This window comes from Janthinobacterium sp. GW823-FHT06H09 (assembly GCF_058794735.1).
Window position 1 is genome coordinate 390,684 of the sequence record NZ_JBXAHC010000006.1, and the last position, 17,218, is coordinate 407,901.

Sequence of the window (17,218 nt, forward strand, 5' to 3'; positions counted from 1 at the left end):
ACAGGTCAGCCTGGCGTTTTGACGGGTAGCAGCATTTCCACGCACAAGCCGCCACCGCTGCGCAAGCTGGCCCCGATGCGGCCGCCATGGGCGTTGATGACGTGCCGGGCGATAGCCAGGCCCAGGCCGTGTCCATCCGTGCTATGCTGGGTATTACTGGCGCGGAAGAACGGTTCGAAAATGCGCGCCAGGTCCGCGCCAGCCACGCCGGGGCCCCGGTCCAGCACGGCGATGCGCAGCCAGTCGGACATGCGCGACAGTTCCACTTCCACCGTGCCGCCATCGGGGCTGTGCTTGACGGCGTTGCGCACCACGTTTTCCACGGCGCGCGCCAGCAATTCTGGCTGGCCCGTGACGCTGGCGTCGGGCATGGCCGCATCGCCCGCCAGTTCGACGTTCAACTGGCGTGCCCGGGCCTCATAGCGGGCGTCGTCCACGATGTCGTGCACGAGGTCGGCGATGCTGACGTCTTCGCTGTGCATGTGCCTGGCTCCCGTTTGCCCGGCGCCGGCTTCCAGCCGTGACAGCGTCAGCAGTTCACCGATCAGTTTATCCATGCGTTCGCTTTCGCGTTCGATGCGCTGCATCGAGGCGGCCATCTTTTCCGGCTGCTGGTGCGCCAGGCCGATGGCGGCCTGCAGGCGCGCCAGCGGCGAGCGCAACTCGTGCGAGACGTCATGCAGCAGACGTGTCTGGCTATCCATGAGGCTGCGCAAGCGGCCCGTCATGCGGTCGAAATCGCGGCCCAGGTCCGTCAGTTCATCGCCGCGCTTGCCGCTGGCGTGAAAACGCGGCGCCAGATTGCCGTGCGAGGCGGCCTCGAACGCTTGCCGCAGGTCGCGGATGGGGCGCGCAAAATACCAGGCCAGCAGGAAAGAAAACAGCAGGCTGGCGGCGATGGCCGCCCCCAGGGGAATGAATGTGCGGTAGGGCGTGTCCATGCGCGGGGGCGGGCCGCGGCCGAATTCGCCGCGTGGCGGCGCAGTGCCTGCTTCGTGGGGCCGTGGACCGGCTCCCATGGCGCGCGGGCCGCTCATGGCGACGGCGTTGAGCGTGTCGCGCGCGGCGCCTGCCTCGGCATTGCGGAAGCGTTCGGACGAGGGCAGGAACAGCAGATAGCGCTGGCCGTCGCTGCCGGTGACCGTGCGCACGACGGGATGGGCCTGGCTTTGCTCCAGCATGGCGCGCGCCTTGGCCAGCATGGCGGGATGCACCGCGCGGCCCATCAGTTCGTGTCCGCGCGCATCGACGGCAAACACGCGCATGCGCTCGAGCTTGCTCAGGAATTGCCGCAAGGCCTGGCTGCCGCCCGCTTCCAGCGTGGCGCTGGCGGCCTCGATGATCATTTGCGCGGGCGGACTGGTGTCGATGTCGAGGGCCCGCTCCTGCTGTGCCGCCCGGTTTTTCAGCCAGAAGGTGCCGCCGATGCCGATGGTGGCCGTCACTTGCGCCAGCATGATGCACAGAAAAAACTTCCAGAACAGACGGCCCACGCTTACTCCTTGATCAGCTGGTAGCCGAGACGGTACACGGTCTGCAGGCAGGAGCGGCCATCGGCCAGGCTGCCCAGTTTGCGGCGCAGGCTGCTCAAGTGCACGTCGATATTGCGGTCGAAGCGGGCCATGGGACGGCCCAGACCCAGTTCCGATAATTGATTCTTGCTGACGGGCTTGCCCGCATGGCGCACCAGCACTTCCAGCAAGTTGAATTCCGTGCTTGTCAGCTCCAGGTGCGCACCGGCCCAGGAAACGCGGCGCTGTTCCGGCCACATCGTCAGTTGCCCTACTGTGAGCGGCGCCAGGCCCGAGTTGTCGTGCGGCGCCGCCTGCGCGCGGCGCAGGATGGCGCGGATGCGCGCCGTCAGCTCGCGCGGCGTGCACGGCTTGGTCACGTAATCGTCGGCGCCCAGCTCCAGACCCACGATACGGTCCGTATCGTCGCCGCGCGCCGTCAGCATCAGGATGGGCAGATTGCTGCCGGCGCGGATGCGGCGCAGGGTTTCCAGTCCATTCATGCGCGGCATCATGACGTCGAGGATGGCGATGGCGTACAGGCCCGTCAGCGCCTCGGCCGCGCCGCTTTCGCCGTCATGCACGGCGCGGGCATCGAAACCTTCCTGCGTCAGGTATTCCTGGAACATGCCGACCAGTTCCACGTCGTCATCGATTAACAAAACCTTGCTCATGCCTGTGCTTTTTTCGGGTGAATATCGCCCGATGATAGCAGTCAACAGGCGCGGCTCAGGGCCCTTTTACCCGCTTTTACATACGTCCGCTTACATTTGCGCAGCTTCCTTTACACGCTTTTACGCGGCCCTGACGTTGCTTTACACGCCAGACGCCGACAATCAGGGTTGACCTCCACGAAAGGAACGCCCGATGAAATACCTGAGTATTGCCGTATCCCTGTTGCTGTTGTGCGCCTGCAGCATGCCGCTGCTCGCCCTGGCCCAGCAGGAAGCTGCGCCGTCCGGCCCGCCGCCGCGCGCCATGCCTGGGCCGCCGTCCGGCTTCGGTCACGGCCCAGGCGGACCCGGCGCGCCAGGCTTGCCGCCGTTCCTGCATGGCATCGAGCTGAGCGAAGCGCAGCAGGACAAGGTCTTCGCCGCCACCTACGCCCAGGCGCCTTTGCTGCGGGAACAGGAAAAGATCGCTTTCAAGGCCCACGAGCAGCTGCGCGCGCTGGCCGCCTCCAGCGCCTACGACGATGCGCAAGCCAGCGCGCTGGCGAACACGGCGGCGCAAGCCATGGCGAAGATCAGCTTGCAGCATGCTCGGCTGGAGCAGCAATTGCTGGCCGTGCTGACGCCGGCACAGCGCCAGCAGGTGCCGCAGCGGCACGACAGCCGCCAGGGTCCGCGCGACCTCCGGCGCTCCGAGTAAGCGGCAGACGCGAGCGCAGGGAGAGCCAGCATGCGCATCCATGCCTTGCGTCCGGGCAGCAGCTTGCAAGCGCTCTCGCGCCATGCGACGCAGGCGCTGTACCTGTGCGCCAGCCTGAATCCCGCTTTGGCGGGCTTGCCCCACTTGATGGAATATCTATGGAACTACATGATCACGGTCTGGCATCCGACCTCGAAATGATGCGGCAACAGGCGGCGGAGCGGCGACAGGTGCTGCGCTGGCTGCTGGCCGGCGCCGCCACCTTGCCCCTGATGAGCTGCGGCGGCGGGTCGGACGCCAGCGGCGCGGCTGCAGGCAGCGGTGCCGCTGGGGTCACGACACCCAGCACGGGCGCATGCACGGTGATTCCCGAGGAAACGGGCGGGCCGTATCCTGCCGATGGCACGAACACGTATGGCGGCAGCATCATTAACGTGCTGAACCAGTCGGGCGTCGTGCGCAGCGATATCCGCGCCAGTTTTAACGGCGCCACGGGTGTGGCGGCGGGTGTGCCGCTCACCATCAAGCTGCAGTTGCTTAACGCCAGCGGCAGCTGCGCCAGCCTGGCCGGTTACGCCGTGTATGTATGGCATTGCGACCGCGACGGCCTGTATTCGCTGTATTCGAGCGGCGTGACGGCGCAAAATTACCTGCGCGGCGTGCAGGAAACGGACAGCGCCGGCAACCTCAGCTTCACGACGATCTTTCCCGGCTGCTATGCGGGGCGCATGCCGCACGTGCATGTCGAGGTCTATCCCAGCCTGGCTAAGGCGGCCTCTGCCTCGAACCGCATCAAGACCTCGCAGTTCACTTTTCCAATGGCAACGTTGAATGAGGCCTACACGGCCAGCGGCTACACGGCCAGCGTGCGCAACCTGGCGCAGATCAGCTATGCCAGCGACAATGTCTTCAGCGACGGCACCAGCCTGCAGATGGCCACGGTGACGGGCAATGCCACGGATGGCTACGTCGTCACGCTGACGATCGCCGTGAATGGCTAAGTTGTCGTCATGAACCCCAGGTCGCGCCGGCTGAAGTTGCCGATGTTCGGGAACACCTCGGCCAGCTGGCTGTCGGCCACGCCGAACCACTTGGCCAAGGTGGCGCCGTACTGGTCGACGGAGGTGGTCGGCAGCAGGGCGCCGGAACCGACGTCCAGCTCATGGCCCAGGCCCGTGACGGGGAAGGTGCCGTAGATGTCGCGGCCCTTGACGGCGCCGCCCACGACAAAGTGGTGCGCGCCCCAGCCGTGATCCGTGCCATCGCCGTTGCTGCTGAAGGTGCGGCCGAAGTCCGACGCCGTAAAGGTCGTCACCTGGCGCCGCAGATCCGCGCCCTGCAGGGCCGCCAGGGTCGTGTCGAAGTAGGCGAGCGCATGGGCCAGCCGGGCCATCAGGTCGGCATGCAGCGCCTTTTGCCGGTCATGCGTGTCGAAGCCGCCCAGGGTCACATAAAATACTTGCCGTTTCACCCCCAGGGTGCCGCGTCCGCCGATGATGCGCGCCACCGTCTGCAATTGCACGGCCAGCGGATTGACGCCGGACGCGCCTGTGTTCGGATTGACATAAGGCGGGGGATTCGGCACGCCGCCGGGACCGGCCGCCAGCATGGCGCCGCTGAGAATGCTCTGGCTGGAGATGGCGCGCTGCACGACGGCCACGTGTTCTTGTTCGATCAGGTCGCTGCCCGCATCGTTGATGATGGCTTGCAGCGCGCCCGCGCCGCCCGTGCTGCCGTACAGGCTACCGCTCAGGCCGCGGATGGGCACGGCGCCTGACTGGCCCACCTGGAACTGGCGAACCTGGCGTCCGCTGAGGAAAACCGTGTTGCCTGCGGCGGAGATGGCCGTGAACATGGCATTCGTATTGCCCGCGCCCGCCACGTCGCTGATGCGCCCGCCCCAGCCCGTGCTGGCTCCTTCCGGCGAACCTGATTGCCACGTCGATTGCTGATCGCTGTGCGAAAAGAGCCTGGGTGGCAAAGCCACGCTGCCCGCCTTGTACTGTGCCAGCGTGGCGGGCTGGATCAGGGTGCCCACATTGGCCACGACGGCAGCGCGGCCAATGTCGAACAAGTCTTTCAGGGGCGCGAGCTGGGGATGCAGGGCAAAGGCGCGGCCCGTTTGGGCAGTAGCGGGCACGATGGGCAAGACGCCGCCCGTCTCGCCTACGCCGGGCAGATGGATGGAATCGGCGGCGCCCGTGTTGCGCAAGCGCGTGTATTCATTCCATGACGTGGGATCGGTGGCCAGCACCGTGTTGAAGGCGTCGTTGCCGCCTGCCATGAACAGGCACACCATGGCCTTGTAGTCGCCGGCCGATTGCGCAGCGGCGTTGCCCATGGCGGCCAGGTTCAGGGCGAACGGCGCGGCCGTGGTGCCGGCCAGGCTCAGCATGGAACCGAGGAAGCGGCGGCGGGAAAAGGGGAAGTTTTGCATGTGATCGCTCTTACTTTTGTACCAGGTAGGCTGGCGAGGCCATGGTCAGGAAAATGGCCAGCTTGACGCGGTTGGCCTGGGCCGTGGCAACTTGCGCGGCATTGCTGGCCGTGGCCGCAGGGATGCTGACGCCATTGACGGCGGTCAGGATTTGCCCACGCAGCCTGGCGGGCATGCTGCCATGCATCAGGAGCAGGTCGATGCGGTCGAGCAGCGCGCCCGTGTCGGCGGCCAGTGCCAGTTCACGCGTGTAATCGGGCTTGACTTCACGGCGCTCGCCCACGCCGCTATTGATGGCTTCCTGCATGAAGTTCAGATAGCCCGTCACCGACGGTTCAGCCGTGATTTGCAGTTCCGGCGCCACCAGGCCCGCGCTGATCAGCGCGGAATTGGGCGGCGTATAGGCGGGGCGGAAAAAACTGAATACGGAGGAGGGATTCAAGGGACTTTGGCCCAGCCCGCTCAATGGGTCGTCGAGATAATAGATGCGGTAGCGCCCGTCGGCTGGCTTGGCATCGAAGGCGCGCATCCAGCCGGCCAGGCGCAGCAGCGGCTCGCGCAGCTTGCCTGTGCGCAGGGAGGTTCCGCTTGCGGACAGCGCTTCCGGGTCGAGCAGCACGGCGCGGATGACGGCTTGCATGTCGCCGCGCACGCCGCTGCCATTGTTGGCAAACGCGGCGGCCACACGGCCCACATAGGCGGGGCTGGGATTGCTGCTGACCAGGCGCTGGATCAGCTGGCGGCCAAAGAATGGTCCCGCATTGGGATGGTTGAACAGGGTGTCGAGCGCCAGTTTCAAGTCGGCCTGGCCGCTGCTGGCGCCGGAAATGCTTTGGCCCAGGAAGCGCTTGTCGCCGCTGGAATGGAAGGCCGCGTAGTTCTGCATCGGCTTCCAGTCACGGTCGGGATCGGCCGTGCCGCCATAGAAGCGCGCGGCGCTCTGGTCCGGACCGGCCCAGCTCCAGCCCGTAAACACTTTCGCCAGGCCCGCCACATCGTCGTGCGTGTAGGTCTCGATGGGTTTGCCTCCGGACAGTTTCAGGCTGCCATCCGCATTCAGCTGGTACAGGCCGATGCTAAACAGCTGCATCACTTCGCGCGCGAAGTTTTCATCGGGCGTGCGCGTGGCCGATTCCTTCTGGTTGCGCAGGTGGGACAGGTACAGTCCCATCATCGGATGCAGGGCCACGCCTTCCAGCAGGTCGCGGAAGTTGCCAAAAGCACGCTCGCCCAGCATGTCGTAATAACTGGCCACGCCACGCACTTGTGGTCGCACGGACTCATTCTGCATGGAAATGACAAAGATTTCCGACAGGGCAAAGGCGATGCGCTGGCGCAATTGATCCTCGCTGCGGATACCCTGCTGCCAGAAGGATTCATACACAGCCGTAAAACCCACTGTTTGCCCGCCGGCCGCCTGCGCCGCCAGCATGGCGTCGATAGATTTCCGATGCAAGGTTTGTGGCTTGGAAAACTGGGCCCTGAACCAGGCATCGCCGTCGCTGGCGGCCAGCGCATCGATGGCCGCCATGTTGGGACCGAACGTGGCGCGGCCCAGGAAGCGTGATGCTTGCTGGCGCGTAAAGGTGGTGGCCGCCTGGCTGGCCGGAGGCGTGGTCGCTGGCGGCACGACCGGGACGTCCTGGTTCTGGGTGGAGCTTGTCTTGCTGTCGCCGCCCCCGCCGCAGGCGGAAAGCAAACTGAATAATGTGACGGCCAATAAACGGCGCAAAGTAGGTTCGGTCATTTAGTTTCTCTCTGGCAATTCAATTCTAGCCCGCTAATTGTAGGCCTTAGCTACCAAAATCCTGTTTTCAATTGAGTATTTACATGTTGGTCACGTTTTATTTTGGATGATGTTGGCGTTGTTTTGAGGCTATTTTTGGCGTAGTAGCGCGAACTTTGCATTTTAAGAATAAAAAATATTTTTTGCCGATCACGGGCAATGTCGCGGATAAGCGACGTAATAAATTCCCTCGAATTAAGCTTGTTTGAAAGCTCATGGACAGGGCGAAAACAGCTTCGCCGGAAACCATGGTTTTTATCGCATCGGCGAAAAGGCGTTCGCCGTCGCGTCCCGTTTTTCCCTCTGCACCTGGCTGGCATGGCCCTTGCGTCAGGGAGGCATGGACCACCCGCCCGCCTTTCACCGGAGCCTGTCATGACCAGCCGCCTGCTCGCCTATCGTCCCGAAATGGAATTGCCGGAAGCGCCGGGCGTACTGTCCATGCAGCACGAAGATGAGCTGGCACTGGCGGCGCAGTTGCTGGAATTGCAGGCGCCGTCCCAGTTCGACGCGTTCCTGGCGCGCCAGTTGGGCGCCACCGCGGCGGGCCAGCAAGTGCGCGGCACGCCGCTGGAAGGGCCGCTGCGCCAGCTGCTGGGCAAGGCGGTGGCTCCCCTGCTGCCCCTGCATGGCGGTTCGCCACAGGCGCTCAAGCGGCGCGCTGCGGGCATCTTCGGCATGGAACTGGAGGGATTGAGCCCGGAAGACAAGGAATTCGAACTGGCGCGCCAGGTCGTGCATCTGATCGATGCCGTCAATACGGCGCTGACGCAGGACGGTGGCACGGGCGCGCGCGCGCCCAGGGCGCGGGTGGAAACGGCCCTGTTGCAAGTGGCACGCAGCGTGGCGCCAGGCTTGCTCAGGCAGGCGGCGCAAGCGCCAGGACCGGACGCTGGCCGCTGGCGCCGCGAGGGCGGGCACATCGTCGTGCTCGATTGTTAGCCGGACGGCCAGTCTGTCCGGCGCTGTAGTGTCAACCGAGGTGCTAACTTTTAGGAGCTCATCATGCATGACTTAGATCGTACGACCCTGGAATACGGGCAGGAGATGTCCGGCTTTGAAGCGGAACAGTTCGAGTTTGGCCAGGGCGAATGGAGCGGCGAGGGTGGCGCGAGCGCCATGTTTTCCGAAGCCGAGGAAATGGAACTGGCCAATGAACTGCTGTCGGTCAGCAATGAAGCCGAACTGGAACAGTTCCTCGGCAATTTCCTGCGCAAGGCCGCCTCGGTGGCGGGCGGCATCATCAAGTCGCCCGTGGGCCAAGCCATCGGCGGCGTGCTCAAGGGCGTAGCGAAAAAGGCGATACCGCTGGCCGGCGGTGCCATCGGCGGCTATTTCGGCGGCCCGCTGGGCGCCAAGATCGGCAGCGGCCTGGCCTCGGCCGCCGGCAATGCGCTGGGGCTGGAAGCGGAGGCCTCGTCGAACGAAGACCGCGAATTCGAGGGTGCCAAGCAGTTCGTGCGCCTGGCCGCCGACACCGTCAACCGCGCCGCGCAGGCACGCGGTTCGGGCGACCCGCGCGCCATCGCCCAGGCGGCCGCCAGCGCGGCGGCGCGCCAGTTCGCGCCCGGCCTGCTGGGCCGCCCCGGCAGCCAGGTCGCGACACAGAACGGCAGCGGCGCCGCTGCGGGCGGGGCCATGGCCCAGGGCGGCGCGGCAAGGGGCTCGGCGGGCATGCGCCCCTCTAGCGGGCGCTGGGCGCGCCAGGGCCACAAGATCGTCCTGTACGGCGTCTGACATCATGGCCATCGGCGCTTATGCTGCCTGGATGCTGGCGCAGGAGGCGCGCTCGCTGCTGACGCGGCTGGCGCGGCTGGAACCGTTCGCGCTGATCGAGCCGACGGTGCTGGCGGCCGCCCTGATGCCCAGCGCCCAGTCGGCCATCGAAAGCCAGCTGGTGCAGGGCCGGCGTGAATTGCGGCGCATGGTCGCCCAGTTCCAGCACTGGCTGCGGCGCGAGCACGCCGATGGCGCCAGCATGGCCACCGCCGCCGAGGCGCAGCGCCGCTTCACCTTTCTGCGCCTGAAATTCAATGCCGCGCTGACCCAGTTCGACCTGTTCAACGAAGTCATCACGCAGCGCAGCGAGCACAAGACGGGCGTGTGGCTGGCCGGTCTCGACATCGTTGCCGCCGATGCGCTGGCGCTGCCCGGCAATGTGTACCAGGCGCCGCCCGTGATCTGCTACCTGGACCGGGGACCGGGCGCCGCCATCCGCCGCGCACGCACGCGCCTGCCGGGCGGCGGCGACAATCCCGTCGCCATCATCCGCCTGCCGCGCGAACGCATGATCGGCAGCAGCATCGCTTCGTCGCTGGTGCACGAGGTGGGCCACCAGGGCGCGGCGCTGCTGGACCTGGTGGCGTCCTTGCGGCCCGTGCTGCAAGCCATGCAGCACGGCGGCAGCGGTCTGGTGCACGTGTGGCAGTTGTGGGAGCGGTGGATTTCCGAGATCGTGGCCGACTTCTGGTCGCTGGCGCGGGTCGGCGTGGCCGCCACCCTGGGCCTGATCGGCGTGGTCAGCCTGCCGCGCGTGTTTGTCTTCCGCCTCAATATCGACGATCCCCATCCGGTGCCATGGCTGCGGGTGCGCCTGAGCTGTGCCATGGGACGGGCCTTGTATCCGCATCCGCAATGGGACCGGCTGGAGCAGCTGTGGCTGTCGTACTACCCGCTGATCGGCCTGCCACCGGCCCGGCAGCGGCTGCTGGAGCAGCTGCAGGCCAGCATGGCGGCCCTCGTGGGCTTGCTGGTGCAGCACCGGCCACCGGCCTTGCGCGGCGGCTCGCTGGTCGAAGCCATGGCCGTGCACACGCGCCAGCCCGCCATGCTGGCGCAGCTGTTTCACAGCTGGACCCTGGCGCCGGCGCAGATGTACCAGGCCGCGCCGACCCTGGTGTTCGCCGTGCTGGGCCAGGCGCGCGCCAGCGGTACCTTGAGTCCGGAAGACGAAAGCGAGCTGCTGGGGCGTTTGCTGACCCACTGGGCCTTGCGCAGCACCCTGGACACGTCGGAGCTGTGCGCCGACGTCGTGCGGCATGGCCGCCAGTCCGGCAGGTTGCTGCCGCCCCTGGCATCCCGTTTGATTATCCATTGAGGAGAACGACATGAGCAGCAAGATGAGCAGCAAAAGCAAAGGGGCGGGCCAGGCGGGTCCGAAACACCACGGCGGCAGCATCGCGGTCACCGTACATGAGCAGGACAGCGGGGCCATGGTCGTCAATGCCGCCATCAGCCTGTACCGGGGAGCCGAGGCGGATTGCCACAACTTCAATGCCGCCACCTGGGTGCCTGATCCCGCCATGCTGGTGGGCGTGCGCTGGACGGATGGGCGTGGCGGCACCGTGTTTACCGACCTGATGACGGGCAGTTACGTGGGGGTGTATGGCAATTTCCCCGCCACGGCGCCCCAGTGCGTGACGGTGCAGGCCGGCTGCAGCGCCGTATTGTGCTTCACGCCCCAACTCAACCCGCAGGTGACGCTGGCGTTTGAAACGGCCGACTGCCATCCCAGCGACTGTCAGTTCGGCAGGGTGGGCGACCGCGCCATCGCCACCGTCTCGTTTGACGGCGATCAGAGCGCCGACGGGCGCGACCAGGTGCAACTGCTGGCCGCCGCGCCGTGGGTGCCCATGCGCGGCACCGCGAACGCGTTTTCCACGCCGGTGCGGCGCGCCGGCATGCACCGCTTCATGGGACAGATGATGCTGTCGCAGCGTCCCGAACTGCGCAACGCCTTGCCCGTGCCGGAAGGGCTGAGCCCGCACGCCATGCTGGCGCTCGACGCGGAATACGAGACGGAAGAGCGCCATCCGCAGCCCATCACGGGCAACGTGGGCGTGTCGCTGACGCGCACGGAAACGGAGCCGACGGAAGACTTGCCGCTGTGGACCCTGATACGCAACAGTACCGAGGCGATGTCGTTTACCAACTACCTGCATTTCATGGACAGCCTGTTTTGCGGCGACCTGGCCAGCGTACGGGGTTTCGAGCAGGAACGCTTCGTGAAAAAGGCCGACATGTTCCAGCAGCTCAAGCAGCGCCGCGCGCTGCCGTTTTCCGATGCCGATTCCTACCGCGTGCTGAAAGTGGCGACGGAAGCGTTCGTGATGGTCAATTGCGGCGTGCTGAATCAACCGCTGGCCTTCAATCCGGCCGAGGACAACGCCTATCTGGACCGGCGCGACATACCGCAAGGGCGCGACCTGGAAACCGTGCTGCGCAACGATTACCTGGAAAACATCGACGGCTTCCAGACCTTGCCCTACCTGGCCGTGATCCGCCGCAAGCTGCCCGACATCCCGATCAGCATCCCGCGCGGCCAGGAAGGCGAGGTCGACCTGTGCTTTGGCATCATCCAGGAAAAGCTGGCCAATCCCTGCCTGCTGGAACTGATCTGGTCGTACTGGCATGAAGAAGGCATGCTGGTGCAGACCATGAACGCCATCGCGCAGCGCTTCCAGAACCTGCGCGCGCCGGGCAACCATCTCGATCCCTTGTCGAACACGGAAATCGACATGCTGCGTCCGCTGAATAATTTACTGTGGGGATACACGCAGGATGAACAGCATCGGCTGACCGTGATGCGCCGGAACTACGAGTATGACCATCACTACGGTGTGCGCCTGGACGGCAAGGCAGTGCAGCATTTCCGGCCAGCCGACAGCCGCTCCAAATTCCTGGAGGCCTTCCATCACTTGCTGCGCCTGCTGACCTCGTTCTACAAGCAGGATGACGACACCACCGTGAAGGCGGACGCCTTTCCCGTGCTGAATGCCTTGAAGGAAATCCACCTGATCCTGTCGCAGGGCGCGCACAACCAGTTCGGCGACTTGCCGTCGACGGCGCGCATCGAGATGCTGATGCAGCAATGGATGCTGGCGCGCCCCGAATTCCGCGAATTTTTGCCCACGCGCGTGATGGTCGCGTATCCGGAACCGTGGATGGACAGGGTCGACGCCATGAAGAAACTGCAGGGCTGGACGGACACGAGCGTCATGCATTTCCGTAACCTGGCCATTTTTGGCGAGCAATTGCTGCTCTCCGTGCGCTATGGCAACTGGAGCGATATCTATGAACCGACCCAGGCCTTCAACTGGGCGCGCTTCTGGCGGCCGCAAGTGCAGGGCTATATCCATGGCTACCGCGCCGCCACGGGGGTCGATCTGTCCGTCGACAGCAGCGACCCGGTGGTCGAATCGACGATGCCTTCGGTGTTGCTGCGCCAGCGCCTGAGCCAGCAGCTGCGCAGCGTCTAGGGCGGGGGCGGGGCGCGTGCATGCTCGACTTTACCAGTGCCCTGTACCTGGGCATGCGCCATCCGGCGGCCTCGCTGACGCCGTGGAGCAGCCTGACCCTGGGCCAACCGGCCGCGCTGCAGGAGCCGCCGGGCGCGCAAGCGCTGGCCGCAGACTTGGCTGCGTTGCAAGGCTGCGAGGCGGCCTGCGTGCTGCCGTCGACCCTGCACCTGTTCTGGGACCTGTTCGGCATGCTGGCTGCCGAGCGGCTGGTGATCCTCATCGATGGCGGCAGCTATGCCATCGCGCGCTGGGGCGCGGAGCGGGCGCAGGCGCTGGGCTTGCCGCTGCGCTTGTTTCCCAGCGGCGATATGGCGGCGCTGCGGCGCCTGGCGGCGGCCTGGGGCAGGCAGGGGCGGCGTCCATTGATACTGGCCGACGGCTATGTGCCGGGCAGCGACCAGGTCTTGCCGCTGGCCGCTTATGCGGCCCTGGCGCGCCAGGGCGGCGGCTATCTGCTGCTGGACGACACACAGGTGCTGGGTGTGGCGGGCGCGCAAGGCGGCGGCTCGGCGCGGCTGCACGGCTTGCAGGGCGGCTACGACCAGGCGGGCGGCCATTTGATCGTCGGCGCCTCGCTGGCCAAGGGCTTTGGCGTGCCGCTGGCCGTGCTGGCAGGCAGCGGCGGCCTGTTGCAGCGCTTTGCGGCGCACAGCCAGACGCGCGTGCATGCCAGTCCGCCGTCGGCCGCCGTGCTGGCGGCGGCGCGGCGTGCCATGGCGCTCAATGCGCGCCACGGCGACGCCTTGCGCGCTAGGCTGGCGGACAGGGTGGCGCAATGGCGCGGCGGGATGGCGGCGGCCGGCATCGCTTGCCGGGGCGGCAGCTTTCCCGTGCAGCGCCTGCCAGGACGCGCCCACTTGCAGCCGGCCTTGCGGGCGGCGGGCGTGCTGGCGCTGGCGCAAGCGGGGGAAGGTCCCGGGGCGCTGACTTTTCTGCTGCGGGCCGATCAGACGCCCGGGCAACTGGAGCAGGCGATGAATTTGCTTGAACATCACACGAGGAGGCGATATGAACGACGCGTTTGAAATGCTGCCCTTTGCGGGGCAAGCGGGAGCGGCAGGTGAGTACGAGTGGGAGCAGGAGCAGGAGTGGGCGCAGGAGGGGGAATCCGAGTCCGAGTGGGAGGGCGAGCGCTGGCGGCCCGGCAGCGGGCGCTATGGCGGCGGCGTGCGCGCGCGGCCCCCACTGCGCGGCCCGCGCCGCCCCATGCCGCCGCGCTACCAGGCGAATCCGGCGCGTCGGCCCCCACGCCCCGCGCCGCCGCCCTTGCCCTACCTGCCGCCGCGCTACCGGGGCTGGGGCGGCTATCCGGCCATCTATCCCACGCTTTATCCGGCGCCCTATCCCGTGGCGGAACCCGCGTTTGGAGACCAGCAGGAGCCGGAACCTGACCAGGACCAAGGGCAGGACCAGGGGCAGGACGACGGCCAGCAGCAGGGCGAAATCCCGCCGACCCTGGCCGGCACCATGGGCCGGGTGCCGGAAGCGGCCGCCCTCAATTACCTGGCGCTGGGGACGCTGGCCAATGCCTTGCGCGATCCGAATGGCCGGGGGCCGGGCCTGTATGTGATCGAATTCGATGCGGGCGGGCGCCGCCGCGCCTACAGCGGCCAGACGGACGACCTGCACCGGCGCCTGCTGCAGCACCGGCTGTGCGGCCAGATGATGGGCGTGGACCTGAGCGGGCACCAGGTGTATGTGGCGCCCCTGTCCTCGGCGGCGCAGCGGCGCCGCATCGAGCAGCGCATCCACGACGACATGTTCGCCAACCAGCGTGGCGTGCTGACCAACCAGCGGCGCGAACTGGAACTGGCCGTGCTCGGTGAAATGTGGAGCTGAATGTGGACCTGGCGGCCACGCCTTGATCATTGCGAAGGAGAGCATCATGCACCAACTCGAATGCGCATGCGCGCAATGCCGGCAGCGTGCCGGCGCCGCGTTTGAAGTGCTGGAATTCGGCCAGGACTGGCCCGGCAAGGGTGCGGCGCCGGCCGTTTTCGGCGAAGAGGAAGAACTGCAGCTGGCCATGGAATTGCTGGAAGTGGCCAGCGAGGAGGAACTGGAGCAGTTTCTCGGCAAGGTCTTCAAGAGCGTATGGATGGGCGTCAAGAAAGTGGGCTCGACTATCGCCAAGGTGGCCAAGCCCCTGGGCGGCGCCTTGAAGGCCGTGGCCAAGACGGCCTTGCCCTTCGTCGGCGGCGCTCTCGGTTCGATGATACCGATACCGGGCGTGGGCACGGCGCTCGGTTCGGCCCTGGGGCGCGCGGCCAGCGATGCGCTGGAGCTGGAAATGGAAGCCGAGGCGCCGGCCGAGCGCGAACTGGAGATGGCGCGCCGCTTCGTGCGCATCGCGGGGCAGGCGGCCCGTCTGGCGGCCGACGGCGATGGCAGTGCGCGCGCCATCGAGAGTGCGCTGACGCGGGCCTTGCATCAGCAATTGCCGCATTTCCGCTCGCCTGCGCCGCAGCAGGAAGAGGAAAGCGGGCGCTGGCGCCGACGCGGCAACCGCATCGTCGTCATGGGCGACTGGAACTGAGAGGCGGCCATGGCGCTGGTTATCGACTGTCACTGCCATGCGGGACCGGGCGACGGCTTGAGCGGGCCGTGGGACAGCGATGCGCCGCTGCACGCCTACCTGCGCCGCGCCCGGGCGGCCGGCATCGCCCGCAGCGTGCTGTTCGCCGCCTTCCACTCCGATTATGCCATCGCCAACCACGGCGTGGCGCGCCTGGCCGCCTCCGATCCGCAGCGTTTTTATGGCTTTGCCTTCGTGCATGCGCGGCGCGACCGGGGCCGCATCATGGACCTGGTGCGCACGGCCGTCGAACGCTATGGTTTTGTCGGCATCAAGGCGCACCGCTTTGACGCGCGCATCAGCGGCGAAGTGTGCGACGCGGCCCGTTTCTTCGGTCTGCCCGTGCTGTATGACCCGGCCGGCGAGGTGGCCGTGGCCGAACTGCTGGCGCAGCAGTATCCCGACGTCAACTTCATCCTGCCCCACCTGGGCAGTTTCGGCGACGACTGGGCGGCCCAGCTGGCGCTGATCGACCATCTGGTACGCCACCGCAACATCCATACGGACAGCTCGGGCGTGCGCCGCTTTGATTTGCTGGAACAGGCCGTGCGCCGTGCCGGGCCGCACAAGGTCTTGTTCGGCTCGGATGGCCCCTGGTTGCATCCGGGGCTGGAATTGCACAAGATTCACTTGCTGGGCTTGCCGCCGCTGGATGCGGCGCTGATCACGGGTGGCAATTTTTTGCGGCTGGCGGGTCTGGCGTGAGGCAGATCACAGGGCGGCTGGCGTGGCCAGCGGTGTCGCGGCAGTAGCGGCTTGCGCCGTGCAGGCGGCCGCCTTGCGGCGTATCTGCAGGGCGCGGTCCGTCACGCCCAGGCGGGCGGCGGCGCGCTGGTTGTTGCCGTGTTCTTCGGCCAGCACCAGGCGGATGGCCACGTCGGCGGCGCAGCGTGTGATGTGCGACAGCTTGCAGCCTTGGGCCAGGGCCCGCCGCACGGCCGCCTCGAAATGCTGGTCGGGCCAGGCCGGCGCCAGCAGCCGTTCCTCGGGCGGCAAGGCGCCGATGGTGATGGGGCCGGGGCCGCAATGGCGGTGCCAGATGCGCGTGACGGTCTGGCGCAGTTCGCGCACATTGCCCGGATAATCGCGCAGCAGCAGATATTCGCGCACGGCGGCGTCCAGCGGGGGCGGCTCTTGTTGCGCCAGTTCGGCGAGGAAATGCCGGGCCAGCGGCAGGATGTCGTCCTGGCGCTCGCGCAGGGGCGGCGTCTGGCAACGCCAGCCGGCGATGCGGTAATACAGGTCGGCGCGAAAGGCGCCGCGCGCCACTTCGTCTTCCAGCTCGCGGTTGGTGGCGCAGACGAGGCGAAACTGGGTTGGCTGCCAGGTATTGCCGCCCACGCGCTTGTATTTGCGCTCCTGGATGGCGCGCAGCAGCTGGGCCTGCAGCGGCAACGGCAATTCACCCACTTCATCGAGGAAGAGCACGCCGCCGTCCGCCAGGGCAAAAGCGCCATCGCGCGCGGCCGCCGCGCCCGTAAAGGCGCCCCGTTCATGGCCGAACAGTTCGCTGCCCGCCAGTTCCGGCGACAGGGTGGTGCAGTCGAGGACGATGAAGCCGCCGCTGCAGTAGTTGCCGAGGCGGTGCACCAGTTGCGCCAGTAAATCCTTGCCCGTGCCCGTTTCACCCGTGATCAGCATCGACGCCTGGCTGAAGGCGGCCATTTCCACCACCTGGTGCAGCAGGGCGCTCCAGGCGGCGCTGTCGCCCACCAGCTGCCGGCGCACGGCGCTGGAGGCCAGCAGCTGCGCCACGGCTTGCCAGCGCTGCAGGCGCGCCAGCACCGGGCCCGCATCGACGCTGCCCGCCGGCCACAGCAGCACGTCGCGTGCGCCAGCGGCCATCAGCGCGCGCTGTTGCGCGCAGCTGGGGGACTGGCCGCAGGCGGCAATGGCCAGCACGCGGGCATGACCGCACAGCGCCGGCAGTGCTCGCAGCAGCGCGGCGTCGGCCTCGGCAAACAACACGATGCCCGCTGCATCCTCCTCACCTTCGTGCCGCCGGGCTATAGTTACCTGAGCCTGCTTCAAGGCCGTCATCAGCAAGGCGCCACTGCCAGCCGCCGCCTGCTGCACGATTTCCAGCCACACCTTGAGCATCATATGCCAGCCATCACAGGGCACGAGTCGCCCATCTTAGAAGCCCGATACCCCAGCCGTTTGATCTGGCACAAGCGTGCGCGGAAGGCGCACAATGAAAAACGCCGCCTGACTCACATCAGGCGGCGCTATTGAATG

Annotated in this window: 17 protein-coding genes; 11 read left to right on the top strand and 6 right to left on the bottom strand. The window is 66.8% G+C overall.

Annotation, left to right across the window (positions count from 1 at the left end; translation table 11 throughout):
• Positions 1-5: 5 nt before the first annotated feature.
• A complete protein-coding gene (locus tag AC1Q6X_RS12900) occupies positions 6-1,493 on the bottom strand; it encodes a sensor histidine kinase (RefSeq protein WP_492497411.1) in 1,488 nt (495 codons plus the stop codon).
• Between the two features lie 2 nt (positions 1,494-1,495).
• Complete coding sequence (locus tag AC1Q6X_RS12905; protein WP_070310889.1) at positions 1,496-2,185, bottom strand: response regulator transcription factor; 690 nt, start codon at positions 2,183-2,185, stop codon at positions 1,496-1,498.
• A 193-nt stretch (positions 2,186-2,378) separates the two neighbouring features.
• Between AC1Q6X_RS12905 and AC1Q6X_RS12910 the strand changes: the two genes are divergently transcribed.
• From AC1Q6X_RS12910 to AC1Q6X_RS12920, 3 genes are read left to right on the top strand one after another with little or no spacing between them, the layout of a single operon-like run.
• Positions 2,379-2,882 (top strand): Spy/CpxP family protein refolding chaperone, encoded by a 504-nt coding sequence (locus AC1Q6X_RS12910; protein ID WP_492497413.1) that lies wholly within the window; start codon positions 2,379-2,381, stop codon positions 2,880-2,882.
• 30 nt (positions 2,883-2,912) lie between these two features.
• Positions 2,913-3,083, top strand: coding sequence for a hypothetical protein (locus tag AC1Q6X_RS12915; RefSeq protein WP_162995707.1), 171 nt, complete (start codon positions 2,913-2,915; stop codon positions 3,081-3,083).
• Entirely contained in the window at positions 3,041-3,883 is an 843-nt protein-coding gene (locus tag AC1Q6X_RS12920) for a dioxygenase family protein (RefSeq protein WP_492497416.1), read from the top strand. Before AC1Q6X_RS12915 ends, AC1Q6X_RS12920 begins: the two co-directional genes overlap by 43 nt.
• Here AC1Q6X_RS12920 and AC1Q6X_RS12925 read toward each other — a convergent pair.
• From AC1Q6X_RS12925 to AC1Q6X_RS12935, 3 genes are all read right to left on the bottom strand, one after another.
• A complete protein-coding gene (locus AC1Q6X_RS12925) occupies positions 3,880-5,319 on the bottom strand; it encodes a DUF1501 domain-containing protein (RefSeq protein WP_492497418.1) in 1,440 nt (479 codons plus the stop codon). The genes AC1Q6X_RS12920 and AC1Q6X_RS12925 overlap by 4 nt on opposite strands.
• Positions 5,320-5,329: 10 nt before the next feature.
• Positions 5,330-7,066, bottom strand: coding sequence for a DUF1800 domain-containing protein (locus AC1Q6X_RS12930; RefSeq protein WP_492497420.1), 1,737 nt, complete (start codon positions 7,064-7,066; stop codon positions 5,330-5,332).
• Between the two features lie 97 nt (positions 7,067-7,163).
• Positions 7,164-7,454 (bottom strand): hypothetical protein, encoded by a 291-nt coding sequence (locus tag AC1Q6X_RS12935; protein WP_492497422.1) that lies wholly within the window; start codon positions 7,452-7,454, stop codon positions 7,164-7,166.
• A 26-nt stretch (positions 7,455-7,480) separates the two neighbouring features.
• On the opposite strand from AC1Q6X_RS12935, the gene AC1Q6X_RS12940 reads away from it, so the two are divergent.
• The 8 genes from AC1Q6X_RS12940 (at position 7,481) to AC1Q6X_RS12975 (ending at position 15,685) form a co-directional block, all read left to right on the top strand.
• On the top strand, positions 7,481-8,047 hold the full coding sequence (locus AC1Q6X_RS12940) for a hypothetical protein (protein WP_492497424.1): 567 nt from the start codon (positions 7,481-7,483) through the stop codon (positions 8,045-8,047).
• Positions 8,048-8,110: 63 nt separating this feature from the next.
• Positions 8,111-8,842 carry a hypothetical protein gene (locus AC1Q6X_RS12945; protein WP_071654456.1) on the top strand — a complete coding sequence of 244 codons (732 nt, stop codon included), beginning with the start codon at positions 8,111-8,113 and terminating at the stop codon, positions 8,840-8,842.
• Between the two features lie 67 nt (positions 8,843-8,909).
• Complete coding sequence (locus AC1Q6X_RS12950; RefSeq protein ID WP_492497461.1) at positions 8,910-10,202, top strand: hypothetical protein; 1,293 nt, start codon at positions 8,910-8,912, stop codon at positions 10,200-10,202.
• A gap of 10 nt (positions 10,203-10,212) precedes the next feature.
• A complete protein-coding gene (locus tag AC1Q6X_RS12955; RefSeq protein ID WP_492497426.1) occupies positions 10,213-12,363 on the top strand; it encodes a hypothetical protein in 2,151 nt (716 codons plus the stop codon).
• A 20-nt stretch (positions 12,364-12,383) separates the two neighbouring features.
• Positions 12,384-13,430, top strand: coding sequence for an aminotransferase class I/II-fold pyridoxal phosphate-dependent enzyme (locus AC1Q6X_RS12960; protein ID WP_492497428.1), 1,047 nt, complete (start codon positions 12,384-12,386; stop codon positions 13,428-13,430).
• Positions 13,414-14,244, top strand: a complete 831-nt coding sequence (locus AC1Q6X_RS12965; protein WP_070224455.1) for a GIY-YIG nuclease family protein — start codon at positions 13,414-13,416, stop codon at positions 14,242-14,244. The genes AC1Q6X_RS12960 and AC1Q6X_RS12965 overlap by 17 nt, the downstream gene beginning before the upstream one ends.
• Positions 14,245-14,290: 46 nt before the next feature.
• Positions 14,291-14,941, top strand: a complete 651-nt coding sequence (locus AC1Q6X_RS12970) for a hypothetical protein (RefSeq protein ID WP_492497430.1) — start codon at positions 14,291-14,293, stop codon at positions 14,939-14,941.
• Between the two features lie 9 nt (positions 14,942-14,950).
• Positions 14,951-15,685: an amidohydrolase family protein gene (locus AC1Q6X_RS12975; protein WP_492497432.1), complete on the top strand. Its 735-nt coding sequence runs from the start codon at positions 14,951-14,953 to the stop codon at positions 15,683-15,685.
• 6 nt (positions 15,686-15,691) lie between these two features.
• Here the strand turns inward: AC1Q6X_RS12975 and AC1Q6X_RS12980 are convergent, their stop codons facing one another.
• Positions 15,692-17,083, bottom strand: a complete 1,392-nt coding sequence (locus tag AC1Q6X_RS12980; RefSeq protein ID WP_492497434.1) for a sigma-54-dependent transcriptional regulator — start codon at positions 17,081-17,083, stop codon at positions 15,692-15,694.
• Positions 17,084-17,218: the final 135 nt, after the last annotated feature.